General features: G+C 63.5%; 26 protein-coding genes. 18 read left to right on the top strand and 8 right to left on the bottom strand.

What is annotated here, in order from left to right; translation table 11 throughout:
* Position 1 precedes the first annotated feature (1 nt).
* Positions 2–2,299: a transglycosylase domain-containing protein gene (locus ACVW17_RS33150; RefSeq protein WP_456798328.1), complete on the bottom strand. Its 2,298-nt coding sequence runs from the start codon at positions 2,297–2,299 to the stop codon at positions 2–4.
* A 286-nt stretch (positions 2,300–2,585) separates the two neighbouring features.
* Between ACVW17_RS33150 and ACVW17_RS33145 the strand changes: the two genes are divergently transcribed.
* From ACVW17_RS33145 to ACVW17_RS33115, 7 genes are all read left to right on the top strand, one after another.
* Positions 2,586–3,122, top strand: coding sequence for a YcgN family cysteine cluster protein (locus ACVW17_RS33145; RefSeq protein ID WP_456798327.1), 537 nt, complete (start codon positions 2,586–2,588; stop codon positions 3,120–3,122).
* A gap of 159 nt (positions 3,123–3,281) precedes the next feature.
* The gene (locus ACVW17_RS33140) at positions 3,282–4,877 is read left to right on the top strand and encodes an MDR family MFS transporter (RefSeq protein WP_456755788.1); all 1,596 of its coding nucleotides are present in this window, start codon (positions 3,282–3,284) and stop codon (positions 4,875–4,877) included.
* A 579-nt stretch (positions 4,878–5,456) separates the two neighbouring features.
* Positions 5,457–6,680, top strand: coding sequence for an ABC transporter substrate-binding protein (locus ACVW17_RS33135; protein WP_456756585.1), 1,224 nt, complete (start codon positions 5,457–5,459; stop codon positions 6,678–6,680).
* Between the two features lie 94 nt (positions 6,681–6,774).
* On the top strand, positions 6,775–7,650 hold the full coding sequence (locus tag ACVW17_RS33130) for a branched-chain amino acid ABC transporter permease (RefSeq protein WP_050424320.1): 876 nt from the start codon (positions 6,775–6,777) through the stop codon (positions 7,648–7,650).
* A 1-nt stretch (position 7,651) separates the two neighbouring features.
* Positions 7,652–8,578 (top strand): branched-chain amino acid ABC transporter permease, encoded by a 927-nt coding sequence (locus tag ACVW17_RS33125; RefSeq protein WP_456755787.1) that lies wholly within the window; start codon positions 7,652–7,654, stop codon positions 8,576–8,578.
* On the top strand, positions 8,578–10,056 hold the full coding sequence (locus ACVW17_RS33120; RefSeq protein ID WP_456755786.1) for an ATP-binding cassette domain-containing protein: 1,479 nt from the start codon (positions 8,578–8,580) through the stop codon (positions 10,054–10,056). The genes ACVW17_RS33125 and ACVW17_RS33120 overlap by 1 nt, the downstream gene beginning before the upstream one ends.
* A gap of 45 nt (positions 10,057–10,101) precedes the next feature.
* Positions 10,102–11,343, top strand: a complete 1,242-nt coding sequence (locus ACVW17_RS33115; protein WP_456755785.1) for an ABC transporter substrate-binding protein — start codon at positions 10,102–10,104, stop codon at positions 11,341–11,343.
* 120 nt (positions 11,344–11,463) lie between these two features.
* Here ACVW17_RS33115 and ACVW17_RS33110 read toward each other — a convergent pair whose 3' ends face one another.
* Positions 11,464–12,678: an NAD(P)/FAD-dependent oxidoreductase gene (locus ACVW17_RS33110; RefSeq protein WP_456755784.1), complete on the bottom strand. Its 1,215-nt coding sequence runs from the start codon at positions 12,676–12,678 to the stop codon at positions 11,464–11,466.
* 82 nt (positions 12,679–12,760) lie between these two features.
* Positions 12,761–14,455 carry a thiamine pyrophosphate-requiring protein gene (locus ACVW17_RS33105; RefSeq protein WP_456756584.1) on the bottom strand — a complete coding sequence of 565 codons (1,695 nt, stop codon included), beginning with the start codon at positions 14,453–14,455 and terminating at the stop codon, positions 12,761–12,763.
* 203 nt (positions 14,456–14,658) lie between these two features.
* On the opposite strand from ACVW17_RS33105, the gene ACVW17_RS33100 reads away from it, so the two are divergent.
* The gene (locus tag ACVW17_RS33100; protein WP_456755783.1) at positions 14,659–14,883 is read left to right on the top strand and encodes a Flp family type IVb pilin; all 225 of its coding nucleotides are present in this window, start codon (positions 14,659–14,661) and stop codon (positions 14,881–14,883) included.
* A gap of 104 nt (positions 14,884–14,987) precedes the next feature.
* Here ACVW17_RS33100 and ku read toward each other — a convergent pair whose 3' ends face one another.
* Positions 14,988–15,965 (bottom strand): non-homologous end joining protein Ku, encoded by a 978-nt coding sequence (ku, locus tag ACVW17_RS33095; RefSeq protein ID WP_456755782.1) that lies wholly within the window; start codon positions 15,963–15,965, stop codon positions 14,988–14,990.
* Positions 15,966–16,218: 253 nt separating this feature from the next.
* Between ku and ACVW17_RS33090 the strand changes: the two genes are divergently transcribed.
* From ACVW17_RS33090 to ACVW17_RS33055, 8 genes are all read left to right on the top strand, one after another.
* The gene (locus ACVW17_RS33090; RefSeq protein WP_456755781.1) at positions 16,219–16,371 is read left to right on the top strand and encodes a hypothetical protein; all 153 of its coding nucleotides are present in this window, start codon (positions 16,219–16,221) and stop codon (positions 16,369–16,371) included.
* A 299-nt stretch (positions 16,372–16,670) separates the two neighbouring features.
* Positions 16,671–16,847, top strand: coding sequence for a hypothetical protein (locus ACVW17_RS33085; protein WP_212019182.1), 177 nt, complete (start codon positions 16,671–16,673; stop codon positions 16,845–16,847).
* 157 nt (positions 16,848–17,004) lie between these two features.
* Positions 17,005–17,202: a hypothetical protein gene (locus ACVW17_RS33080; RefSeq protein WP_456755780.1), complete on the top strand. Its 198-nt coding sequence runs from the start codon at positions 17,005–17,007 to the stop codon at positions 17,200–17,202.
* Positions 17,203–17,355: 153 nt separating this feature from the next.
* Positions 17,356–17,625, top strand: coding sequence for a hypothetical protein (locus tag ACVW17_RS33075; protein ID WP_456755779.1), 270 nt, complete (start codon positions 17,356–17,358; stop codon positions 17,623–17,625).
* Positions 17,626–17,681: 56 nt separating this feature from the next.
* On the top strand, positions 17,682–18,098 hold the full coding sequence (locus ACVW17_RS33070; RefSeq protein WP_456755778.1) for a hypothetical protein: 417 nt from the start codon (positions 17,682–17,684) through the stop codon (positions 18,096–18,098).
* 90 nt (positions 18,099–18,188) lie between these two features.
* Positions 18,189–19,217: an NAD-dependent epimerase gene (locus ACVW17_RS33065; protein ID WP_456756583.1), complete on the top strand. Its 1,029-nt coding sequence runs from the start codon at positions 18,189–18,191 to the stop codon at positions 19,215–19,217.
* A gap of 58 nt (positions 19,218–19,275) precedes the next feature.
* Positions 19,276–19,533, top strand: a complete 258-nt coding sequence (locus tag ACVW17_RS33060) for a hypothetical protein (RefSeq protein ID WP_456755777.1) — start codon at positions 19,276–19,278, stop codon at positions 19,531–19,533.
* A 767-nt stretch (positions 19,534–20,300) separates the two neighbouring features.
* The gene (locus ACVW17_RS33055; protein WP_456755776.1) at positions 20,301–20,510 is read left to right on the top strand and encodes a hypothetical protein; all 210 of its coding nucleotides are present in this window, start codon (positions 20,301–20,303) and stop codon (positions 20,508–20,510) included.
* Positions 20,511–20,689: 179 nt separating this feature from the next.
* Here the strand turns inward: ACVW17_RS33055 and ACVW17_RS33050 are convergent, their stop codons facing one another.
* Positions 20,690–20,878 carry a hypothetical protein gene (locus ACVW17_RS33050; RefSeq protein WP_456755775.1) on the bottom strand — a complete coding sequence of 63 codons (189 nt, stop codon included), beginning with the start codon at positions 20,876–20,878 and terminating at the stop codon, positions 20,690–20,692.
* A gap of 666 nt (positions 20,879–21,544) precedes the next feature.
* Here ACVW17_RS33050 and ACVW17_RS33045 point away from each other — a divergent pair.
* Positions 21,545–21,919, top strand: coding sequence for a transposase (locus tag ACVW17_RS33045; RefSeq protein ID WP_456755774.1), 375 nt, complete (start codon positions 21,545–21,547; stop codon positions 21,917–21,919).
* A gap of 15 nt (positions 21,920–21,934) precedes the next feature.
* Here ACVW17_RS33045 and ACVW17_RS33040 read toward each other — a convergent pair whose 3' ends face one another.
* Entirely contained in the window at positions 21,935–22,240 is a 306-nt protein-coding gene (locus tag ACVW17_RS33040) for a hypothetical protein (RefSeq protein WP_456755773.1), read from the bottom strand.
* A 95-nt stretch (positions 22,241–22,335) separates the two neighbouring features.
* Between ACVW17_RS33040 and ACVW17_RS33035 the strand changes: the two genes are divergently transcribed.
* Positions 22,336–23,778, top strand: coding sequence for an undecaprenyl-phosphate glucose phosphotransferase (locus ACVW17_RS33035; RefSeq protein WP_456755772.1), 1,443 nt, complete (start codon positions 22,336–22,338; stop codon positions 23,776–23,778).
* A gap of 36 nt (positions 23,779–23,814) precedes the next feature.
* Here the strand turns inward: ACVW17_RS33035 and ACVW17_RS33030 are convergent, their stop codons facing one another.
* The gene (locus tag ACVW17_RS33030; RefSeq protein ID WP_456755771.1) at positions 23,815–24,399 is read right to left on the bottom strand and encodes a hypothetical protein; all 585 of its coding nucleotides are present in this window, start codon (positions 24,397–24,399) and stop codon (positions 23,815–23,817) included.
* On the bottom strand, positions 24,392–25,207 hold the full coding sequence (locus ACVW17_RS33025) for a metallophosphoesterase family protein (protein ID WP_456755770.1): 816 nt from the start codon (positions 25,205–25,207) through the stop codon (positions 24,392–24,394). Before ACVW17_RS33025 ends, ACVW17_RS33030 begins: the two co-directional genes overlap by 8 nt.
* Positions 25,208–25,214 lie beyond the last annotated feature (7 nt).

The following is a 25,214-nucleotide window of genomic DNA, read 5'->3' as shown; positions in this document are numbered from 1 at the left end:
GTCAGTTCTTGCGTGGCACAGAAGGTGTCGCGCCGTCCGGCCCGGCCGCGGCAACGTAGTTTTCGGGGAACGCCAGCGCGCTCGAGGACTCCGCCTTGCCGGTCTTCGAGGGCTCGTTCAGCGTGGTCTTGCCGGTGGTCTTCTCGGCGGTTCTGGCGGCATCGTCGAGCAGCTTCTCGACCCGCACCAGGATATCCGCGCCGCGCTTGGTCAGCACCGGCGGCGGACCCGGCTTGGTCTCCAGCACGCGCGGCGCCGCGTTGGCCTGGGCATTGGCCTGCGCCTGCGGCAGCTTCTGGCCCATGCCGACGCCGGCGAGTTCGCGGACTTCCACGCCCTGATGTGCAGCAACCATGATGTCGTGCCAGGTCTGCGCCGGCAGCGAACCGCCGGTCATGCGGTTGGTCGGCGAATAGTCATCATTGCCGTACCACACCGCGCAGGTGAAGTTGCCGGTGTAGCCGACGAACCAGGCGTCGCGATAGGCGTTGGTGGTGCCGGTTTTGCCCGCGGTCGGAATGCCGTCGAGCGCGGCGCGGCGCGCGGTGCCTTCGCTGACCACGTGGCTCATCATGCCGGCCATATCGGCGGCAATATTCGGCGGGATGGCCTGCCGCGGCTTCGGACCGTCGCGGTCCCAGCGCCAGACCAGATCGCCGGCGCCGGTGCGCACCTCGAGCACGGCATGCGGCGTCACGGACTTGCCGCGGTTCGGGAAGGTCGCATAGGCCACCGCATGCTCGAGCACGGTGACTTCGTCGGAGCCGATCGGCATCGACGGCGTATCGGGCAGCGGCGCCGTGAGGCCGAAGCGCCGCGCGACCTCGACGATCGCGGCGCGGCCGAACTTGGCCGGATTGGGCGCCTTCGGCTGCAGCTTCTGGCCGATCGCGATCGACAGCTTCACCGGGATCACGTTGATCGAGTTGGTGATCGCCTGCGTCAGCGTGATCAGGCCGGAATAGGAGTGGCCATAGTTCTGCGGGCACCAATTGCCGATGCAGACCGGACCGTCGACGATCTTCGAATTGGGAGTGAAGCCGTTCAGCAGCGCCGTGGTGTAGACATACGGCTTGAACGACGAGCCGGGCTGGCGATAAGCGTCGGTGGCGCGGTTGAACTGGCTCGACCCGTAGTCGCGTCCGCCGACCATGGCGCGAACGCCGCCGTCGAGATCGGACACCACGGTCGCGGCCTGGGTCGCGTGATAGTCGCGACCGAACTGGCGGAGCTGGTTCTCGATCGCTTCCTCGGCCGCGTGCTGCACGTTCATGTCGATCGCGGTGCGGACCACGAAGACGCGCTCGGTGTAGGATTTCGGGAAGGTGTCGACCAGCTTGCGCATCTCGTCGAAGGCGTAGTCGAGATAGTAGTTCGGCGAGTTCTCGTCGCGCCGGTCGACCGCGACTGCGGGATTGCGGCGGGCGCCGAACACCTGGCCCTCGGTCATGAAGCCGGCATCGACGAGGTTGTCGAGCACGACGTTGGCGCGGGCGCGCGCCGCGGGCAGGTTGATGTGCGGGGCGTATTTGGTCGGCGCCTTGAACAGGCCGGCGAGCATCGCGGCTTCCGCGAGATTCACGTCGCGCACCGACTTGTTGAAGTAGAAGTGCGCGGCGCCGTCGACGCCGAAGGTGCCGCCGCCCATATAGGCGCGGTCGAGATAGAGCTTGAGGATCTCGTTCTTGGTCAGCCGGGTCTCGAGCCAGATCGCAAGGAAGGCTTCCTTCACCTTGCGCTCGATGGTGCGCTCATTGTTCAGGAACAGGTTCTTGGCAAGCTGCTGGGTGATCGACGAACCGCCCTGGCGAACGCCGCCGGCCTGCGCGTTGGTGACGAGCGCGCGGGCGAGGCCCGGTACGTCGATGCCGAAATGATCGTAGAAGCGGCGGTCTTCGGTGGCGAGCGTCGCCTTGATCAGGTTGTCCGGAAAGTCTTCCAGCGGGATCGAGTCATTATGCTTGATGCCGCGGCTGCCGATCGGGTTGCCATAACGGTCGAGGAAGGTCACCGCGAGGTCGGACTTCTTCAGCCAGTCCTCGTCGGCGGTCTCGCGGAACGCCGGGATCGCGAGCGTCAGCAGCAGGATCATGCCGCCGAGCCCAAGGGTTGCGGCTTCCGACAGCGGCTCGATGAACACCCAGCGCTTCCAGCGGCCGACATAGAAGCGGTCCATGAAGGTGGAATAGCGCTCGTAAAGCTCGCGCAGGCCCTTGCCCGACGAGAACAGCGTCGAGTCGATACGCGCATCGAGGTCCAGGAAGAAATTCCGGACCTTCTGTTTCCAATGCGACGGCATGATCTGAAAGGACCGACCCTTGATCAGTTTGATAGCACTGCGGGCGCCCTAACGGGCACAGGCCAGCGTCTTGCTTCGATGTTGCGGCAATCCCAAGGCGCTTTTGCGTCGTTGGGGACTCGTTCCACGTTCTATCCGAGCGGCTGCCATAAACCAATGGCGCGGCTGGTGAATTTAATGAAAGGCCTAACGCTGCCCACCGGCTTTTGGGACCCCGCAATCGCACCCCCTTGCGGAGGCGGCGCCGGCGTCCCAAGAAGAGCTGCACCGTAAATTCAGGGATAGCATGACCGCACCGCCCAAGCGCCCGTCGGACCAGGAGGGATTCTTCTGGAAAACCAAGACGTTGGAAGAAATGTCCAGCGCCGAATGGGAGAGCCTGTGTGACGGCTGCGCACGTTGCTGCCTGGAGAAGCTCGAGGACGAGGACACCGGCAAGATCTATTTCACCCATATCTCCTGCAAGCTGCTCGATGCGGGCCTGTGCGCCTGCAAGGACTATCCGAACCGCTCCGACCAGGTTCCGGATTGCGTCCGTCTGACGCCGGAAAATGTCCGGACCCTGAACTGGCTGCCGCCGAGCTGCGGCTATCGCCTCGTGGCCGAGGGGCGGGACCTTTACTGGTGGCATCCGCTGGTCTCCGGTGATCCCAACACCGTTCATGAAGCCGGGGTCTCGGTGCGCGGGCGGGTGGAGGGCACCGAGCTCGACGTCAACGACGCCGACCTCGAGAGTCACATCGTGCGCTGGCCGGCGGTGCTGCCCAAGCAGGCGCAGTTGAAGAAGCGACCGAAAGCGCTCGGCAAAACGACCAAAGCCTGACGTTGCCGCTGCGTCCGCGATCACGTCATCGCGAGAACATCGCGGTGGGATGCACCCATGCGCTGGGGTGCCTGCCTCGGCAGGCAATTGCTGCATAAATTGCAAAACAGAGAATGATTCCATCGCGGGATGCGCCCGCGCAGCAGCATTACGCCTCAAATGAACAAGTATGAACGGCAGAGCCGTTTTCCTGCCGACCAATCCACTTTGCCTGACGACATTGCCGGAGAGCTGTCCCGTCTTCCAAGCGAGGTGATCGAGCTCAGCGACGCGCCCCCGCTGGCGCCGCCGGCACCGCTCAATCCGGATGAAGTCCGCACCATCGTCATCAGCCTGATGCTGACGATGTTCCTGGCCGCGCTCGACCAGACCATCGTTGCGACCGCACTGCCGACGATCGGGCGCCAGTTTCACGACGTCACCAATCTGTCCTGGGTGATCACGGCCTATCTGCTCGCCTCCACCGCTGTGGCGCCCGTGTTCGGCACGCTGAGCGACATCTATGGCCGCCGCGTCATGATCATCACCTCGCTCAGCCTGTTCGTGGTCGGCTCGGTGCTGTGCGCGATCGCGCCCAGCATGACCATGCTGATCGTTGCCCGTGGCCTGCAGGGGCTCGGCGGCGGCGGCATCATGCCCGTGGTCCAGACCGTGATCTCCGACGTGGTCACTCCGCGCGAGCGCGGCCGCTACCAGGCCTATTTCTCCAGCGTTTGGATGGCGGGCGGCATTCTCGGCCCGGTGGTCGGCGGCGTGTTCGCCGAGCATCTGCACTGGTCGATGATCTTCTGGATCAACCTGCCGCTCGCGGCCGCTGCACTGGCGCTGCTGCTGCCGAAGATGGGCAAGATCCCGGTGTTCCACCGCAAGCGCAAGGTCGACTGGCTCGGCGGCGTGCTGCTGATGGCCTCGGCCGTCGTCTTGATGCTGGTGCTGACCTGGGGCGGCACGCGTCTCTCGTGGTTGTCGCCGACCATCACCGCGATGGTCGGCGCCTCGATCGCGCTCGCCGGTGCCTTCGTCTGGCACGCGCGCCGCGCCGACGAGCCGTTCCTGCCGCTGTCGCTGCTCGGCGGCTCGGTGGTGCCGTTCGCGATGGGCGCCGGCGGCTGTGCGCTCGGCGCCATGGTCGGCCTCACCGTGCACCTGCCGCTCTATTACGAGGTGGTCTATCACCTCACCGCCAGCGAGGCCGGCCTCGCGCTGATCCCGCTCGCGGCGATCTCGACCTTTGGTGCGGCGATCGCCGGCCGCACCATGGCGAAGGCCAAGCACTACAAGCGCGTCGCGATCGTCGGCACTTCGGTCGCCGCGATCTGTGCCGTCGGCATGGCGGTGACGACGCTGCCGCTGTGGGGCTTGCTGCTTGTCATGAGCGTATTCGCGCTCGGGCTCGGCACCACATTCCCGATCAGCGTGGTGTCGTTACAGAACGCGGTGGCGCGGCCGCAGGTCGGCACCGTGACCGGCGCGATGAACTTCTTCCGCGCCATGATGGCGTCGTTCACGGTCGCCGCCTTCACCACGATCCTCTTGATGACGCTCGGCACCGACATCTCGCTCGCCGGCGAGCATCACGCTGCTTCCGCCGGCACCGTCAGCGCGATCCCGATGGCCGACATGATCACGGCCTTCCGCTACGTGTTCGGCGCCGCCGCCGTGCTGCTGACCACCGCGTCGATCTGCATGATCACGATGGAAGAGCGCCCACTCGCCGGCCCCGCCACGCGGCCGCCGGCGGAGATGGCGGAGTAGGGCTTGTAGCCAAACTCACAGCTGTCGTCCCTGCGAAAGCAGGGACCCATACGCCGTGACTTTCGTTATCAAAGGGACTCGTCGTTCCAGCATCGTTTCGATAATGAGTATTTGTGGTTATGGGTCCCTGCTCCCGTGCGCAATTGCGCACTAGGCAGGGACGACACCGAGATTGTTACACGGTCTGCGAGTCATACATCCGCCTTCTCGCGAGGCCCACGCTACTCTATCCCTTCGTCATTCCGGGGCTCGCGAAGCGAGAGCCCGGAATCCATTTCACCACAGGTGATGCGGCTTAATGGATTCCGGGCTCGCGCCAAGAGGCGCGCCCCGGAATGACGGATGGAGAGTTTGGCGCCCCGCGCCTTTTATTCCGGCGCTGCCTCATATTTATTCAGCCGCCTCACTCCGACCCACTACTTTAGTCGCCGTCCAAGCATGGCGATCTGCGCGCAGTTTCACTTGCTGCGCATTTTGTCGCGGCTATAGTCCGGCCCCAAGAGCTCAAAGCAGCCGAACAAGAACACAAAAGAGGAGAGAAACAGGGTGAAAAGAACATCGCGACTGCCTGCTCATGCGATGCAGCAACTTGCCGGAGCGGCCGTGTTGGGCCTGTTGGCAGCCAGCCCCGGCGGCGCGCTTGCCGCTGACACCCTCAAGATCGGCGTGATCGCCGAAGCTCAGGCCATTGCGGGGGCCTCGATCCCGCAGGCAGCGCAGCTGGCCGCCGACGAGATCAACGCCAAGGGCGGCATCGACGGCCGTAAGATCGAGATCGTCTCCTATGATAATCACTCGTCCTCGGCGGATTCGGTGCGTGCGTTCCAGCGCGCGGTCAACGAGGACAAGGTCAACGTCGTCATCTCGAGCTACATCAGCGAAGTGGTGCTGGCGCTCGAGCCGTGGGCCTCGCGCCTGAAGACGCCGTTCGTCACGCCCGGCGCCGCCTCCAACGAGATCAGCAAGAGCGTCCACGCCGACTACGAGAAGAACAAGTACACCTTCCACGGCTACCTGACCTCGGCGGCGCTGGCGCTGTCGGTCTGCGACGCCGCCAAGGAGCTCCTGGTCGATCAGAAGCACATGAAGACCGCGGTCATCATGAGCGAGGACGCAGCCTGGACCAAGCCGCTCGACGTCGGCTACGAGGAGTGCCTGCCCAAGATCGGGCTCAAGGTCGTCGACCATATCCGCTTCTCGCCCGACACCACCGACTTCACGCCGATCTTCAACAAGGTCGAAGGCTCGAAGCCCGACGTGATCATCACCGGTATCTCGCATGTCGGCGTGCAGCCGACCGTGCAGTGGAAGAACCAGCAGGTGCCGATCCCGATGTTCGGCATCTCCTCGCAGGCCACCAACGAGACCTTCGGCAAGGACACCAATGATGCCGCGGAAGGCGTGCTGTATCAGGGCGTGTCCGGCCCGAACGTCGCGGTGACGCCGAAGTCGGTGCCGTTCGCGGAGGACTTCAAGAAGCGCTACGGCAATTACCCGTCCTATGCGGGCTACACCGCCTATGACGAGGTCTACTACATCGCCGATGCGGTGAAGCGCGCCGGCTCGGTCGATGCCGACAAGATGGTCGATGCGCTGGAGAAGACCGATTGGGAAGGCACCATCGGGCGCGTCCAGTTCTACGGCAAGGACGATCCGTTCACTCATTCGATCAAGTACGGCAAGGGCCTGATCACCGGACTGATGCTGCAGTGGCAGGGCGGCAAGCAGGTCGCGGTCTGGCCGAAGGAGGTCGCCAAGAGCGACCTCAAGTTCCCGAGCTTCATCAAGCTCACCACCAATTAACCGATGATAATGCTCCCGGGTCGCTCCCGGGAGCATCCTTATTCGGTCCCGCGTCCTCCACAACAGGCAGCCCGGCTGCCGCGGCCAATCTGAGATGCTTGCCTTACAAATCCTGATCGATGGCTTTGCCATCAGTGCGCTCTATGCGCTCGGCGCCACCGGCTTCACCCTGATCTTCGGTGTCTCCGGCGTTCTCAATCTCTCCCACGGCGCCATCATGGTGGCCGCAGCGGTCGCGGCTTGGGCCGCGGCCAGCGTGCTGCACCTCGACATCTACACCGGCGCGCTGTTCGGTGTCGGCGTGGCGCTGATCGTGTCGTTCGCGACCTATTTCGCAGTCGTCAAGCCGATCCAGAATTCCACACGGATCCCCAATGAGGAGAAGGAAATCTTCGTCCTCACCGGCACGTTGCTGTGGGGCATCATGATCCAGGAGCTGATCGCCTATTTCTTCACCAACAATGCCAAGACCGTGCTGCCGATCGTCGAAGGCGTCGTCGATATCTTCGGAAACCGCACGCCGCGCAACAACATCTTCACCGCGCTGGTGTGCTGCCTCGTGATCGGCCTGCTCTGGCTCTTGGTGAACCGGACGCGGACCGGCAAGGCGGTGCTGGCGGCCTCGATGAACCCGCGCGGCGTCACGCTGCTCGGGCTCGAGCTCACCCAGATCTACATCGTGGTGTGGGGCATCTACGGCATTTTGGCCGGCATCGCCGGCGTGCTGCTCGGCATGTTCCTCGGCGTCAGCTCCTACAGCGTCGGACCGCTGACCGCGAGCGCGTTCTCGATCGTGGTGCTCGGCGGTCTCGGCAGTGTGTCGGGCTCGCTGATCGCGGCCTTCGTGGTCGGCTATCTCGAGACCATCACGGCCTACATGATCTCGCCGGCCTACCGCACCATTCCGGCGCTGCTGCTCCTGGTGTTCGTGATGTATATCCGGCCCCAGGGCCTGCTCGGGAGGCGCTGAGATGGCCAACTTCTTCACCTCGCGCCTGTTCTTCATTTCGCTGGCCTGCGTGGCGATCGCGGCGACGCTGCCGCTCTACGTCTCGGGCTACATCCTCGGCCTGCTCACCGTCGCGTTCTATTTCGGCGTGTTCGCGATGGCCTGGGACCTGTTGTTCGGTTTCGCCGGCGAGGTCAATTTCGGACCGACCTTCCTGATCGGCACCGGCGCCTACACCGCCGGCATTCTCAACAACCAGTATGGCTGGTCGGTCTATGTCTGCATCCTGCTCGGCGCGCTGGCCTCTGTGGTCGCGGGCTTCGTGCTGGCACTGCCGGCGCTGCGGGTGAGGGGGCCGTATTTCGGCCTCACCACGCTGGTCGCGGTCTTGATGTTGCAGAACTTCGTCGTGGTGTTCGCCGATCTGACCGGCGGCGAGATCGGGCTGACGATCCCCGACGTGATCAGCATCAATGCCGGCACCAACTACTGGATCGCGCTCGGCTTCATGACCGTGAGCGCGGCCATTCTGTACGGCTTGTCGCAATCGCCCGTCGGCCTGGTGTTGCAGGCGAGCGGGCAGGATCCGGTGCAGGCCGGCGCGCTCGGCTTCAATATCGTCAAGCACAAGCTCGCGGCCTTCATCGTCAGCGCGTTCTTCTCGGGCCTGTCGGGGGCGCTCTTGGTGTTCTATTTCGGCACCGCCTCGGTCGGCACCGTGGTCGACGTGGCGGTCGGCGTCAACGTCATCGTCTCCGCCGTGCTCGGCGGCCGGCGCACCGTGCTGGGCGCGGCGTTGGGCGCGATCTTCCTGATCGTCGCCGGCGAGTTCCTGCGTCCGACCGGCGAGCTTGCAACCTTCATCGTCTCGGCGGTGGCGCTGCTCGTCGTCCTGTTCTTCCCCGGCGGTTTCCTCGGAGCGGCCCTGTCACGCGAGGCGCGCTCCTGATGGATCAGACTGTGACCACCGCAACCCTCACCGTCCGCGGATTGACCAAGAGATTCGGCGGCCTGACCGCCGTGAAGAACCTCTCGTTCGATCTGCATCCCGGCGAGATCCTCGGCCTGATCGGGCCGAACGGCTCGGGCAAGTCGACCGCGATGAAGAGCGTGATGGGCATCGAGCGCCCGACCGCGGGCGAGGTGCTGTTCGAGGGCGAGAACATCGCTGGCCTGCCCGCGCACAGAATCGCGCGCAAGGGTTTTGGCATGGTGTTCCAGCACTCGCGGCCGCTGAACCGGCAGACCGTGCTCGAGAACATCATGGTCGCGCTGCTGCCCGACAGCCTGTTGATGCTGTTTCCCGACAAGGCGCTGACCGAGCGCGCCAAGTGGATCGCCGAGCGCGTCGGCCTGGGGGCGGTGATGAACCGCCGTCCGCCGACGCTGCCGTTCGCCGATCTGCGCCGGCTGGAACTGGCCAAGGCAATCGCGCGTGATCCAAAAGTGGTGCTGGTCGACGAGCCCTTCGCCGGGCTGACCAGCGCCGAGGTCGGCATGTTCTCGCAATTGATCCGCAGCTTCCGAGACGAGGGGCGGGCGGTGATGCTGGTCGACCACAACGTCAAGAGCGTTGCGGCGATGGTCGACCGCGTGCTTGCGATGTATCTCGGCGAGGAGATCACGACCGGCCGCGCCGAAGACGTGATGAAGAACGAGACCGTGCGGCGGGTCTATCTCGGCGGCGCGATCGAGACCCATGCGCGGCCCGAGACCTCGTTCAAGGATAAGGTGCCGCTGCTGCAGGTCGAGAATGTCAGCGTGCATTACGGCAAGGCGCAGGCGCTGGAGAACGTCTCGATGCACGTCCATGAGGGCGAGTTCGTCTCCGTCGTCGGCCTCAACGGTGCCGGCAAGACCACGCTGTTCAACACCATCTCCGGCTTCCTGCCTTACACCGGCGAGATCCTGCGTGGCGGGCAGCCGCTGCGCGGCACCGGACCGGCCAAGATCGCCCGCTCGGGTCTCGTGCAGTGCCCGGAATCGCGCGAGCTGTTCGGCGAGATGACGGTGCGGGAAAACCTCGACCTCGGCGGCCAGCATCTCGACGACGCTGCGCGGGCGAAACAGCTCGCCTGGCTGTTCGAGCTGTTCCCGATCCTCAAGGAGCGGCAGGGCCAGATGGCGCAGACGCTGTCCGGCGGCGAGCAGCAGATGCTGGCGATCGGGCGCGCGCTGATGATGCAGCCGCAGATCCTGATCCTCGACGAGCCGACGCTGGGCCTCGCGCCCGTGATCCTCGAACTGCTGTCGAAGGCGCTGGAGAAGCTGCGCCAGACCACCAAGATCACGGTGCTGCTCGGCGAGCAGAACGTGACGTTCGCGCTTCCGCATGCCGACCGCGTCTATGTGCTGGAGCACGCGCGGATCGTCTGGGAGGGCGATCCGGGCCGGTTCGCCGCGGAGGCCGGCAAGGACTTTCTCTGACGTTCGAAGATTTAAAAACAAGAAAGCAAAGCAAGGGAGATCATCATGTCACGCTATTCAACTGCCACCCGTTTGAGCCTGTTGGCGACTGCGCTCGCGCTGTGCCTCGCGGCGCCGGCCTATGCGCAGTCCAAGGATCCGATCAAGATCGGGGTCATCGCCGAGGTGCAGTCGATTGCCGGCGCGGCAACCCCGGGCGGCGCGCAGATCGCGGCCGACGAGATCAACGCCAAGGGCGGCGTGATGGGCCGCAAGATCGAGATCGTCACCTATGACAACAAGAGCTCGTCGGCCGATTCCGTGCGCGCCTTCCAGCGCGCGGTGAGCGAGGACAAGGTCTCGGCCGTGATCGCGAGCTACATCAGCGAGGTCGTGCTGGCGCTGGAGCCGTGGGCCTCGCGGCTGAAGATGCCGCTGATCACGCCAGGCGCGGCCTCCAACGAGATCACCAAGGCCATCCATAACGACTATGAGAAGAACAAGTACACCTTCCACGGCTATCTGACCTCGGCGGCGCAGGCGCAGCTGGTCTGCGACGCGGCCAAGGAGCTGCTGGTCGACCAGCTCAAGTTCAAGTCGGTCGCGATCATGAGCGAGGACGCGGCCTGGACCAAGCCGCTCGACGTCGGCTACGAGGCGTGCCTGCCCAAGGCGGGGCTGAAGGTGGTCGAGCACATCCGCTTCTCGCCCGACACCACCGACTTCACGCCGATCTTCAACAAGATGGAAGCGGCCAAGCCCGACGTGATCGTCACCGGCATCTCCCATGTCGGCGTACAGCCGACGGTGCAGTGGAAGAACCAGCAGGTGCCGATCCCGATGTTCGGCATCAGCGCGCAGGCGCTGAGCCCGACATTCTGGGGCGACACCAACGGCGCGGCCGAAGGCGTGCCGTCGCTCGCGGTCGCGACGCCCGACGTCGCGGTGACGCCGAAGACAAAGCCGTTCGCGGCCGCCTTCAAGGCCAAGTTCGGCACGCCGCCGGCCTACACCGGCTACACCGCCTATGACGAGGTCTACATCATCGCGGAAGCGATCCAGCGCGCCGGCTCGACCGATCCGGACAAGATGGTCGCCGAGCTCGAGAAGACCGACTTCGAAGGCACGATCGGCAAGATCCAGTTCTACGGCAAGAACGACGAGTTCACCCACGGCATCAAGTCCGGTCCGGGCGCCGTCACCGGCCTTGTGTTCCAGTGGCAGAACGGCAAGCAGATCACGGTCTGGCCGAAGGCGATCGCCGAGGGCAAGCTGAAGTTTCCGGATTTTGTGAAGCTGTCGCAGTAACGGACGTACTCGCCGTCATTGCGAGGAGCATAACGACGAAGCAATCCATCTATCCGAGTAAGTGGAGGGATGGATTGCTTCGCTTCGCTCGCAATGACGATTGGGGGATGTGAGCCTCAACTACTTGCGTGTCGGCGGTGCCGCCTGGATCGTCGGCGCGGCGGCCGCGAGCAGCGCGGCGCGATCACCGTTGCGCGGCGGATAGATGCGCTGCTGGTTGATGGTCTGCTTGGTGAGTTTCGCGGCCGCGCCCGTGCTGTGCACCTCGCGGTCCCAGCCGGTGGTGTAGAGCGCGCCCCAGGCCCCGAGATCGAGCACCGTCACATACCAGTCGATGGTGAGCGGCAGCAGCTTTTCGCCGAACAGGTCGGCCACCACATTGTGCCCGGCGAAGCGGCCCATCGGCCGCGCGAACTGGCAGGACATCACGGTCGGATGCGCGCCGTCGATCAGGCAGGACGCGACGTCGCCGGCGGCGAACACGCCCTCGAGGCCCTCGACCCGCATGGTGCGATCGACCGCGAGCCGGCCGAGCGCGTCGCGCTTGCCCGGCAGCATCGCGGCAAGCGGGCTCGCGCGCATGCCGGCACACCACACCACGGTCTTTGTCGGAATGATCTCGCCGCTATCGAGCGTGATGCTGTCGGCACCAATGGCATTGACCCTGACATTCAGCCGGGTCTCGACGCCGAGCGCGGTCAGTGCCTCGTTGATGACGGGACGGCCAGGCGCGCCGAAGGTCGCACCGACCACCGGATTGGGATCGATCAGGATCACGCGACGACCGCCCGTGATGCCGGCGCGCGCGAGCTTGGCCGGCATTTCGGCCGCGACCTCGATCCCGGTAAATCCCGCGCCGATCACCGCGACCGTCGAACGCGCCGGCGACGGCGGCTCCCTGCCGAGCGCCGCCAGATGCGCGTCGAGCCGCATCGCGGCGCCATAGGTGTCGACGTCGAAGCCGTGCGCGGCAAGGCCTGCGATGGCAGGGCGCAGCAGCTCGCTGCCGGTCGTCAGCACCAGCCGATCATAAGTCAACGTATCCGCGCTCGCGCCGGTCTTGACCACGACTTCGCGCTTGGCCGGATCGATCGCCGCGACCTCAGCCACCCTGTGCGCGACGCCGACGGGATCGAGCAGATCCTTGAGCGGCAGCGCGACGTCGCCGAGATCGACCTCGTAATTGCGCACCCGGATGTTGTGATAGGCGTTGCGATCGACGACGAGGATCTCGGTGTCCGCCGCCCGGGCGCCGATCTCGTCGCGCTTGCGGGCCGCACCGAGCGCGGCCCATAGCCCGGCAAAGCCGGCCCCCAGCACCAGGATGCGCGCCATTGCTCCCTCCGATCTTGCGTCGGAGAGAGCTTGCCCGCGCAGGCGAGGTCAAATCAAGTGGGTGAGGGCGTGTGAGGTGCCCTCACGTCCCCGGCCGCGACACCTCGGTCTCCTTGCTGGTGATGAACTCCAGCAGCACCGGCACGCCTTCCTTGGTCTTCTGGATGCCGCGCTTGATCGCGGGGATAATGTCTTCCGGCTTGGTCACGCGCTCGCCGTAGCCGCCGAAGGCGCGGGCCATTGCGGCGTAGTCGCCGGAGATGTCGGTGGAACGATATTTCTCGGTCGAGATCGGCATCACCTTCAATTCGATCGCCATCGAGAAGTTGTTCAGGAGGATCGACATGATCGGGATCCGCTCGCGCACCGCGGTCTCGAAATCCATGCCGGTGAAGCCGATCGCGGCGTCGCCCCAGACATTGATGCAGAGCTTGTCCGGTTTTGCCAGCTTGGCGCCCATCGCAAGACCGAGGCCGTAGCCGAGCTGCGTGGTCTTGCCCCAGCCGATATAGGACAGCGGCTCGACCGACTTCCAGAACGGCGACAGCTGGTCGCGCGGGCTGCCGGCGTCGTGGGTGATGATGGTGTTATGGATGTCGACGGTGTGCTGCAGGTCCCACAGCACGCGGTAGGGATTGAGCGGCGCGTCGTTATGCGTCAGCTTGGGCATCCATTTGGCGAGCCATTCCTTATGGGACGCGGCGATCTCTTCCGCGACCGCGCCGGCGTTGCGGTCCGAGGTCACGGTCTTGCCGATCTCCTCGAGCAGCGCGTCGAGCACCAGGCCGGCGTCGCCGACCAGGCCGATCCTGGCCTCGACATCCTTGTTGATGTGGTTCGGATCGAGCGTCGAATGGATGATGGTCTTGCCCTTCGGCATCGCGATGCCGAACGAGGTCTCGGTGAAGGAGCAGCCGATGCCGAAGATCACGTCGGCGTCGGCCAAAAATTTCGGCACCGCGCGCGGCACCGCGAGGCCGCCGGAGCCGAGCGACAGCGGATGCGTCTCGGGGAATGACGACTTGCCGCCGAGGCTGGTGGTGACGGGGATCGCGAGCCGTTCGGCGAGCCGCTTCAGTTGCGGCCAGGCCTTCGCATAGTGCACGCCCTGGCCGGCATAGATCACCGGACGCTTGGCGTTGATCAGCAGCGCGGCGGCTTCCTTCACATGGACAGGATCGGCGCCGTAGCGGGTGCGCAGCACCGGCGTGTAGTTGAGCGGCTCCGGCACCTCCTCGTTCCACATGTCAGCGGGGATTTCCACGATCACCGGACCGCCGCGGCCGTTCTTCAGCTTGGTGAAGGCGCGACGGAAGATGTTGCCGACTTCAGCTGCGATGTTGATCGGCTCGGAGGATTTCGAAAACGCCTTCATCGCCTGGCTGGAATTGAAGTTCGGGTCGATATTGGCAAGCCGCCGCGCATAGCCCATCGGCAACACCAGCACGGGGACGGATTCGCCGTAGCACTGCGCGACGCCGCCCATCGCATTCTCGGCGCCGGGGCCGTGCTGCATGCAGAACGCGCCGATCTTCTCGCCCGAGGTGACGCGGGAGATCGCATCCGCCATGTGGACGCCGATGCGTTCCTGGCGAACCATCACGGGGCGGATGTCGGCGGCGGCGGCGTATTCGATCAGGTGGTTGACCGGATAGCCCGTGAGGATCTCGATCCCCTCCCGCTTCATGATTTCCGCGATCGCGGTGCCGAGCTTCATGACGGTCACTCCCTTCGAATGCGGCCGGTTTGGTCCGGCCTCGTTGTCGTCCTGTCCGATAAAGGAACAGGATTCCGCCGACGGGTAAAGCCGAGCGGCGGGCCGGATCGGGTAGTCCTGATATGCGTTTACGCCCAATCGCGAGCCGATTGCGCGCGCGGCGGCACCATGATGCAGGCAAAACTGGCAGTGAATTTCTGCGCAACCCTTAAGCGATCGTTCATCCTGTCCCTCAATGGGCCGTCAACCAATGTGGCCTAGTTTTGCTGGAATATTACTACGGCGCGGGAGACAAAGCCGCGGGCGTCGGACAGGAGCTTTTCATGCGCGCGTTGCTGGCAAGATTTCTGCGAGATGAGGTCGGGGCGACTGCGATCGAATACGCCATCATTGCTGGCGGCATCAGCATCGTGATCGTCGCCGGCGTCAGGGGCATCGGCACCCAGGTGGCAGGCCAATTCACCGCCGTCAGTTCTGCATTCAAGTAAAGCGCTGCAAGTAAGCGCCGCAAGGCGCCGCTTCATCGCGTTCCCGCTTCAGCCGTCCCGGTCGTCTCCATTCAACGCGCGCGGCATCGGCATGCGCGCGAATTTCAGCCGGCCTTCTTCCGCGCCGCGGTGCCTTGCGCGCGCGTTGCCTTCTCGGCCTTCTTCGGCTCGGGCTTGGCGGTCTCCTTGGGCTCGCGCTTGCCGCTGCCCGAGATCGGCAGCAGCATCTCGCGCTGGCCTTCGATGCGCTTCTTCGGCTTCTTGCCCTTCGCGGCCTTTGCCTCGTTCCTGGCCGGTGCGGCCTGCTTCTCGTTGGCGAGGCTCTTCTTCAGCGCGTCCATCAGATTGATGACGTTGCCGCTGGCCTTGGCGGCGGGCTTGGCGATCTTGATGCCGTTGCGCTTCTGGTTGATCAGATCGATCAGCGCCTGCTCGTAGCGGTCCTCGAACTCCTCCGGATCGAACTCGGCGGACTTCTGCTCGACGATGTGCTTGGCGAGATCGAGCATGTCCTTGGTGATCTTCACGTCCTGGATATCGTCGAAATACTCCTTCTCGCTGCGCACCTCGTAGGGGTAGCGCAGCAGCGTGCCCATCAGCCCGTTGTCGAGCGGCTCGAGCGCGATGATGTGCTCGCGGTTGGTCAGCACCACGCGGCCGATCGCGACCTTGTCCATGCTGCGGATGGTTTCGCGGATCACCGCGAAGGCGTCGTGGCCGACCTTGCCGTCGGGCACGAGATAATAGGGGCGGATCAGATAGCGGCTGTCGATCTCGCTGCGCGGCACGAATTCGTCGATCTCGATGGTGCGGGTCGAATCCAGCGCGATGTCGTCGAGCTCTTCCTTGGTGACCTCGATATAGGTGTCGGTGTCGACCTTGTAGCCCTTCATGATGTCGTCGGTTGCGACTTCCTCGCCGGTCTCGGCATCGACCTTGGCGTATTTGATGCGGTGGCCGGTCTTGCGATTGATCTGGTTGAACGAGACCTTCTCGGTATCCGACGTCGCCGGGTACAGGGCAACCGGGCAAGTCACGAGCGAAAGGCGCAAAAAGCCCTTCCAGTTGGCGCGAGGGGCCATAGGGAAAACTCCAATTACGCAACCGACGGAACGGTCAAGGATAACACCGGGAACCCCGGTTTGAAACAACATGGCCCGGTGAATCTCGTAACGGCGTTAACCGTGGCCTCAAGCCTGCGCCCGTTTGACGCGGTGCGCGGGACGCCGTCGGACCGCCGTCAAACGGTTCGGAACGTCACTCCTGATCACGCGTTGGCCTTGCGAAGGGGAGCAGCAACCGCCGGAATTACAGGCACTTAAGCAAGGAGGTCTTATGGCAACGGAACGACACGGTCAGATCATTGAAACCCCGACCGAGGCGCGCCAGGCCGAGCCTGGACCTTCGGTGCTCGCGCTGCTCACGGTGTCGATCGGGCTTGCCGTCCTGATCCTCGGCCTCGTCTGGCTCGTCTTCTTCCGCGTGTAACGCGGCTGTGGCGAATGCGCGTGCGAGGTCTCCAATGTTAAATTGAGATGCAGGCGGCGCAGGGCGCCGTGTCGTCATGGCGTTGCGCGCGGCCTCCCCCGAGCACTGATCTCCCGCGTCCGAGGCCAGGATGTTCGGGCAAGGATTTTCAGCCGAGGATTTTCTTCAAGCGGAATTCGTCGAGCGACGACGCGCGGCTTCACGAGATTTTGCAATGACCATCTGTGATGCGACGGGCGGATCGCTCGCGCGGCGCGTCACGAGATCATCGAAATTGACTGCTAGCTGATTTGAATCAGATGCGTCTCGAGCTTGAAATGTTGTATCGGCAAGAAGAAAAAAATTCGCTGTTGGTGCGCCTGAAGGAGAAAAGCGCATCGGGTGTCTTCGTCGGACTGACGGTGCTGGCGATGGCGGGGTGGATTTATCTTCTCAGTTCGATGTTCCTGAAATTCATGCTCTGGTGGTTCTCCTGAGATCGTTCTCGCGAGAACAACTCCGATTGGCGCCTGATCATTGCGTCGTTCGGTTGCACAAAGATTCCCGCGGCTGAACAATCTTTCGGCGCGCGCAATCATGATGTCGTCACAAGTCCGAATGTTAATAACATCGGGGCGAATGTGGACGATTGTGATGCTTTCTCCTGTTCTCATTCTCGCGGCGGCGTTCGTCGCAGGTTTCTTCTCCGGCTTCGCCGCGCGCGCGTGGCGATCGCATCGGCGCCGCGCACAATATCGGATCTATGCGCCCTATGTGGCGCCGTCGGCCACCAGATCGTCGCGACGGGAACAGCCGGTCAGCGCATTCGGTCATGTGCGCCGCGCGTTCTAGCGGGCTAGTTCGATCGAGGTAGCGCGACAGTCGGGCCAGTTGGGGTTGGCGTGCGAGATGCAATGGGTCATCTTGTCTTCGTTATGGCAGTTGGGCTGGGTGCCGGCCTGGTCTTGTCGTCGGCGCTCGGCAGCGTGAGGGAACTTGCACAGCATGAGTGATCTCAGGGGGCATTCGCCAAGGCGGTATGTCGTCGATGTCAGTGGCCGGCGCGTGCTGGTCGGTCTCACGCTTGAAGAGACGTCGGAGTTCGAGGGCTTGGACTCCGCGTTGCCGGACCGAGAAGAGCAGGGGCAAGGGCTCGTGCCGTCGGCCGGCGAGGGACGGTGGCTGGAACTCTACGACAAGCACGATAAGGCCTGGATCAAGTGGAAGGCCGACCTGAGGGCCGGCTACGAAGGCAATTCACCCTTTTTTAACTAAGACCGGGTGATTTTTGGCCTATCCTGCCTGAATGGGCCCGAACCGGATACCGACTGATGTTTCAGCTGTTTTTGCGGGCTCGCGCGCATGACCTGATCAGGTCGCGGCGTGGCGAGGAAGGTTTCAAGGCTCGCTCGGCCGAGCGCGATGCCGAGACCGATCGCGCCCGGATCGGATCGATCATGGCCGCGATCGAAGCCGCGTTGCAGGCGGCCGAAAGCGAGCAGACCGGTCTTGGCCGCCGTGTCGACGACGTTCTGGCCCGCGCCGCGGTGACGCTTGGCAACGGCACCGACGAGTATCTGGAGCGCGAGGCGCTTGACAACTACCATCAGGACCTGTTTGACGCCGAGATCTCCAACGGCCAGCGCCGCCTGAAGGAATTGGCGACCGAGATCGCGCACTTCAAGTTCATGAAGGCCGCGGTATTGAGCCGCTTTCCGGACTACAAAGCTCCGGCCGCCAGCAACTGACGTGCCTTGCAGCCGACGCGAAAGCGAAAGCTGCGGCCGCGCCTGATGTCGTCGGCGGCTCCGGCGCAAGGCGAAAGACACAGGCAGGACGTGGTGATCGCAGGCAATCTACTCGTCACCGGCTGCGCCGGCTTTATCGGCTTCCATCTGGCGGAGCATCTGCTGCGGGCAGGGCAGCCGGTCATCGGCATCGACAATCTGAACCATTATTATGACCCGGCGCTGAAGCGCGCGCGGCTCGATCTGCTCAAGCAGCACCCCGGCTTCACCTTCGTCGAGCTCGACCTTGCCGATCGCGCCGGGATGAAGGCGCTGTTCGAGCGTTATCGCTTCGAGGTGGTGGTGCATCTCGCCGCGCAGGCCGGCGTGCGCTATTCCCTGCAGAACCCGCACGCCTACGTGGATTCCAATCTCGAGGGCTTCCTCAATGTCCTCGAGGGCTGCCGGCATACCGCCTGCAAGCACCTGCTGTTTGCGTCCTCGTCGTCGGTCTACGGCGCCAACACCAAGCTGCCGTTCTCGACCCACGACAATGTCGATCATCCGGTCAGCCTGTACGCCGCGACCAAGAAGGCCAACGAGCTGATCGCCCATTCCTACAGCCACCTCTATCGCATTCCGACGACCGGGCTGCGGTTCTTCACCGTGTATGGGACGTGGTATCGGCCGGACATGGCCCTCTATGCGTTCGCGGATGCGATCACGCAGGGAAAGCCGATCCAGCTGTTCAACAACGGCAATATGCGGCGCGACTTCACCTATGTGGATGACGTGGTCGAGGCGATGGCGCGGCTGATCGGCCGTCCGCCCGAAGGCGACGCCGGCTGGTCGGGCGCGCACCCCGATCCCGGATCGAGCAAGGCGCCCTGGCGGGTGTACAATATCGGCAACTCGAGGCCGGAAGAACTGATGCATGTGGTGACGCTGCTCGAGCAGGGCTTCGGCCGGCAGGCCGACAAGCAGTTGCTGCCGATGCAGCCTGGGGATGTCCTGGAGACGTCAGCCGACGTCTCCGACCTCGAGCGCGAAATCGGCTTTCGCCCGCGGACGCGGATCGAGGACGGCATCACCAGGTTTGTCGCCTGGTACCGGGACTATCACGACGTCGATCGGACCTAGTGCTCCTGCCGAATCCGGGCGCGATAAAAGTTGGTTCGGCGTGGAACGGAGTTTGGTCATGAGAGTTATCACCGGTTTTGCAATCGCTCACGCCGTGATCATCATTTCCGGCATCATCGTTCCGGCGCGCGCGATCGACGTCAAAGTGGCACGCGCTTGCGATGCCTTGGTGGCGAAGGCATTCCCGCCGCTTCAGCCCGGCAATCCGGCCTCCGGCAGCGCCAAGGGTGGTGCGAAGGCCCAGCGGGACTATTTCAGCAAGTGCGTCGCCAATGGCGGCAAGATGGACGACGACACGCCTCCGAATTCGAAGTAACACGCGTCGCGATGCGCATTCCGGATTAGCGATGCTTATGGCGATTCGTGGCGCTCAGCTGTTTGCCTGGTGATCGTGCAAAGCATGTAGAATGAAGCGGCAAACGCATGAATGCGCGCCCGCTCGCCGTGCAAACCGGACGCATCGCTCCGCTCGATTTGAATTAGAATAGAGCTATCGTGCTTGCGTTCGATGGAGGCGAATATCGCGCCTGCCCCGGCTATCGCGCGCGAAAACATTTCGTCGCATCGCTCAGAACGGGATCGGGCCGCCAGGCATCGCTTCAACATTCGCAACCGGTCGCAACACTCTGCGATCCTTGATGCGTGGGGGTAGCAGATTTTGCGTCGATGGGGCAGGCTTGGTGGAATATCTTGTGCGCGTTTGAGCGGTCCTCATCGAGCCTTCGCCATAACGCGGCGATATTGTGATCCCCGGCCGACGCGCGTTGAGCAGCGCAAGCCACGGAGCTTATCGATGTTCGCCAAGCAATTTCATGCGCTTGCTCGAACTCCCATCTTCGCTGAGTTGCGTTGTCTGGCTGTGCGCCTTATCGCCGCCGCGGCCGTCGCACCTCTGCGACACATTCGGGCCATCGATCGAGCGCTTCGCGATCAGGTTGTGGAACCTGATGGAGAAAATTTAACGCGGAGCCGTGTTTGTCGCAAACCTGCCCCATTAACCGCATTGCATGTGCGCGGAATAACCCTGTCATCGAAACTTCAATCACATCGCTCATACCCTTAACCGCAGAGCGAGGGCGCGCCATGAAGCAGCACAAGATTCAACATTTGCATCAGCCGATCGAAGAGGCATTGCTGGCGACCAATCAATCGTTGCGCAACGAAGTCGTTGCGCTGATGCTTGATATCGCCGAGCTACGTGAAATCCACGAGCGCCCGGATTCGTCGCGTTCGTTCGGCATGTCCCGTGAGCAGAATACTCCGCGCGTCGCGCTGCGCCGGATTCACAGCTGAAGTCGTCAGCCTCCCACCGAGCAGAATTTGCGGCCACATCCAAGCCAATCCGGCGAGGATGCTGGCGCGCGTGCTGTGAAAACGCCAATTTTGAATTGAAGAGTGCTCCGCCCCGCCACTCGGTGGGGCGAGTTGGCGGATATTTGCTACGAAGGATTGCGGTCAAAGGGGAGGAGCGGTCAGTGTTCCTGACGCACGGGCTTGTGCGTCACGACATCGGACAGGCGCTCGCGCAGGATCCAGGTCTGCAAGACCAACTCGACGGCGGTATGCCGAAGCTCCGAATTCTCTGCGACCAGCCGCTCCAGCGCGTCGGTCGCCTCGCTGGACGTGGATTGGTTCCCCTCGAAGACCTTGAGACGCGCCATAGTGTCGATCCTCGCAAAAGTGGTGATCAGAGACTGGCTCTGACTGGCGTCAGCACAGAATAGTTCGCGGATTGTCGGGCGGTCGTGGGTCCGCCGGATGGCCTCGGGTGGGAAAGCGTTTAATTGACAAATCGTGGATCGAGCTATGAGTGTTAGGTCTCGCGAAAATAATGCTCAAATATGTTGAAACCCTCACGACACCTAACGTCTTAGTAACTACTTCCGCACGTGCGTGACCGCAAGCTATCGGGCGCGAAAGCTGCGGGATCAGTTTGTTAGAGTTTTGTGAAATCCTTACTTGACCGGCGGCGGTGCTATCACAAGGGAACATGGTGCACTCACAATCTGTCGACGGACCGATCGGATGTTCTCATTTACTTCTCATTGGGGAATGCAAACAGTGCGCCAGTTATCCAGATCAAATTCTCATACCCCAAAAGTAGTATAACTTTTTTTCTCGGCCGCTTGCTGAGGGGGAATATTGCGCAAATATCTCGGTAAGTACCTTGCAGCTTCGGCGTTTCTTCGCACAATGCGTCGCTGCCGATGGCAAGCTTGAGGCTCCCGAAAGACCCCCGGGGAATCCTCAATTTGAATTTCCTGTTGCATTTACATAGCTTATAGGCCATGCGATTATTGCCAATCTAGGGGGCAATGAGATGACCAATGAGGCGTCATTCTACTGAGGAGATCACTTCCAAGGTCAAACAGGCCGAGGAACTCATGGCGCGGGGGCAGTCACAAGCCCAAGCGTGCAAGGTGCTGGGCGTTAGCGTGATGACATTTCACCGCTGGCGCAAGCAGGAGGCCGCGCGCGGTCACCAGGCGAATGGTACTGTTACCGAATTCGCCGCTCACTCCGAAGATCGAGATGGGATCCCCCCTGCGCGCAACCGTATTGACGAATTGCGGCTGGAAAATGAACGGCTGCGCCGGATCGTGACCGATCTGCTGCTCGAAAAAATGAAGATCGAGGAGAAGCTTGCGCTCAGATCCAGCGGCGGGAGCGGTTTGCCCCGCCGTGGTGAAGTTCAGAGCTGACGACCGGCTGATCCGCTAGTGGATTCGCGAGGGCCTGGGCGCCAGCAGCAGCTGGTCGCTCAGATGCGCCTTTTCCGAGCGTGCGCGCAGCTCTTCGAGGATCGGTCGCAACCTGGCCTGTGCGAGGTCCAGGCCATTGACGATGTCCTGATTCGGCATTTCGGCTGGAAAGCGGGCCGATCGCAGTTTTGTTTCGACTGCCTTGACGAGCACCTCGACGTCGTCGCGATGTTGACCTGCGACGAGTTCGGCGCCCATCAGGCGGATCAAGTGAAGGAGGGCCACAAGCGCGGCTTCGGTTTCGCCAGTCGATGAACTCATCGATGCTCTCTGCCTGAGATTGCCGGCAGGTCTTGCGAGCTCACGACCTGCCTGATATTAAACATATGAATTGTTAACACGAATGTTAATTCCCGATGACCGACCTTTCGGACGCTCGATTAGCGAAGGTACCGGTTAACTTCGGCGCCTTCTCGTTCGCTTTTGCCTCGCTCGAAGCGTTTGCCGTCGCTTTCGAGATGGTCATCGTCGTGCTGTCCAGCATCATCGGCGGCGCGGCCTATCATCTGTTTTACTACCACACGATTTATAGCAACAGCTTCGAGGGTTTTCTAGGGATCGGGGTCCTTGCCGCCATCCTTCACATGTTCGTGGCGAAGTCGCAGGGCCTCTATAACCCGCAGGTGCTGGCCGGCCTCGACCGGCGCTGGAGCAGCCTGCTCGGCGGCTGGCTGCTGGTCGTGCTGCTGATGACCCTGATCATCTTCCTCTTGAAGGTCGGCTCCGGCGTCTCCCGCGGATCGGTGCTGTCGTTCGGTCTGATCGGCGGCCTTGGTCTGGTGGGTGGACGCATGCTGCTGCAAGCGCCGCTGCAACGCGCGATCGACCGCGGCATGCTGGCGACGCGCCGTGCGGTCGTGGTCGGGATGGCGGACGAATTGTCGCGTGTGCGGCAATCGAGCCTGCTGCGCGACTTCGGCCTCAGTGAGGTGCGGCGGGTTCAGCTGTCCGGCCAGTCCGACCACGACGCCGATCGCGCTGCCGTCGCGTCGGCCATTCGCGCGGCGCGCGAATGCGGCGCCGACGAGATCATCCTGGCGATGCCCTGGCAGCAGGAGCCGCGCATCCAGTTCGTGTGCGATCAGCTGCGGGCGTCACCGTTGCCGGTGCGGTTGCTGCCGGATCGGACCGCGGAACGGTTCCTGGCGCTGCGGATGGTGGCGACCGGCCCGATACCGACGTTGGAAATGCAGCGCTCGCCGCTCACCTCGCTCGAGCGTGCCGGCAAGCGCCTGTTCGACATCGTGGCCTCCAGCGGCCTCTTGGTGCTGTTCGCGCCGCTTCTGATCGGAACGGCGATTGCGATCAAGCTCGACTCCCGGGGGCCGATCCTGTTCCGGCAGCGCCGCAACGGGTTCGACGGCAAGCAATTTTATATCCTCAAATTTCGTTCGATGCATGTGCTCGAGGATGGCGACGTCATCACCCAGGCGCGGCCGAACGATCCGCGGCTGACCGGGATCGGCGCGACGCTGCGCCGGCGCAGCATCGACGAGCTGCCGCAACTGGTGAACGTGCTGCGCGGCGACATGTCGCTGGTCGGGCCGCGGCCGCACGCGCTGGCGCATGACGACAAATATTCGAAGCTGATCGCAAGCTATGCGCAGCGCCAGCACGTCAAGCCCGGCATCACGGGCCTCGCCCAGGTGCAGGGACTGCGCGGTGCGACGCCTGCGATCGAGGACATGCAGCTGCGCGTCGCGCACGACCTGATCTACATCAAGAGCTGGAGCTTCATGCTCGACCTGCGCATCCTGCTCCGCACGGTCGGCGCGGTGCTGCGGCACAAGGGCATCTGACGGGGCGGCCGTCCAACGGTTACCCGTGCCGCTGCGTTACTCCGGAATGCTCTGGTTGGCATCCTTGAATTCCGCCTCGATGATGCGCCGGTTGGCATCGGATGCGACCCGATAGGCTTGGCCGATCGCGCCTTTCAGCTCCGGCGCGCGGGTCAGGATCAGGCGTATTTGCCGCTGCAGCAGATCGACCAGCTCCACATCGCGTGCGGTGTCGACCTGCGCCAGCAGGATCAGGCGCGGCGCGATCAAGTCGCTGCGGTTGAAGCCCGTGTAATAAGACATCTTCAACGCCTTCGACGTGGTCGGGTTCAGCCAGTCGAACCGCCCGGTCGCCGAGGCGAGGCCGAACCAGGCGCCGGAATCCATCGGCGAGAGCCGAAGCGCGCGCGTGAAGGAGGCTTCGGCCGCCTCGGGCGATGGCTGCAATTCGCTCCAGCCGTCACGCAGCCACAGCTCGCTCCTGACCGCGCCGATATTGGCCGCAAGCGACGGCTTGACGCGCAATGCATCGGCGGCGAGCCACCACGCCGACAACGCCAGCGTCAACGCACCGATCGCTGTTGTCGCCGGCCTGAAAGCCGGCGACAGCAGCCGCGCATACCGCTGCAGCGTATCAGCCATTGTGCGAGCCTTCGTGTTTGCCTTGGCGTGAACCTTGGCGCGTCAGGCGGTCGCCGGTCGTCAGCAGGGTTCGCCGCGGTCCCTCCAGCTTGACGCAGGTCAGGCGGCCGGTTGCATAGGCGCCGGTGTCGACATTGATGCGGTTGTGCAGCAGCTCGGCCTCATACACCGGCGTGTGGCCATGGACCACGACCTTGCCGAAATCTTCTTCCGACAGCAGGAAGTCATCGCGGATCCAGAGCAGGTCTTCCTTGCGCTGCTGGTTGAGCGCGACGCCGGGCCTGACGCCGGCATGCACGAAGAAGTAGCGGCTGTGCACGTAGCAGATCGGCAGCGAGCGGAGGAAGGCGAGATGCGCCGGCGGCATTTGGCGAACCAATTGCCGGGCCAGCGCCCGCCGCTCCGCGGCATCGGGATTGGGCGAGGGCGACAGCCCGTAGGACATCAGCGTTTGCAGGCCGCCGAACTGCCGCCATTGCGCCAGCATGTCGGGATTGACGAGAAACTCCAGCAGGCAGGCTTCGTGATTGCCGAGCAGGCAGATCATGCTGCGGGTGCGGCGGCGCTGCTCGAGCATGGCGATCACGTCGCGCGAGTCCGGTCCGCGATCGATGTAGTCGCCGAGAAACACCTGGATCGGCCGCGCCGGCCGCGACTTGCGGATGTCGGCATCAATGCGGGCGCAGATCTCCTGCAGCAGGTCGGCATGGCCATGGATATCGCCGACGGCATAGATGCAGCTCTCGTCGCCCTCGTCATGGTCGAGGCCGCCGGTCTGGCCGACAAGACGCCGGAGGAGGCTGCGCATCTGCCGT

Source organism: Bradyrhizobium sp. USDA 4473, assembly GCF_054063335.1.
The sequence above is the reverse complement of the archived record's forward strand: the minus strand, read 5'-3'. Positions and strand labels throughout refer to the sequence as shown.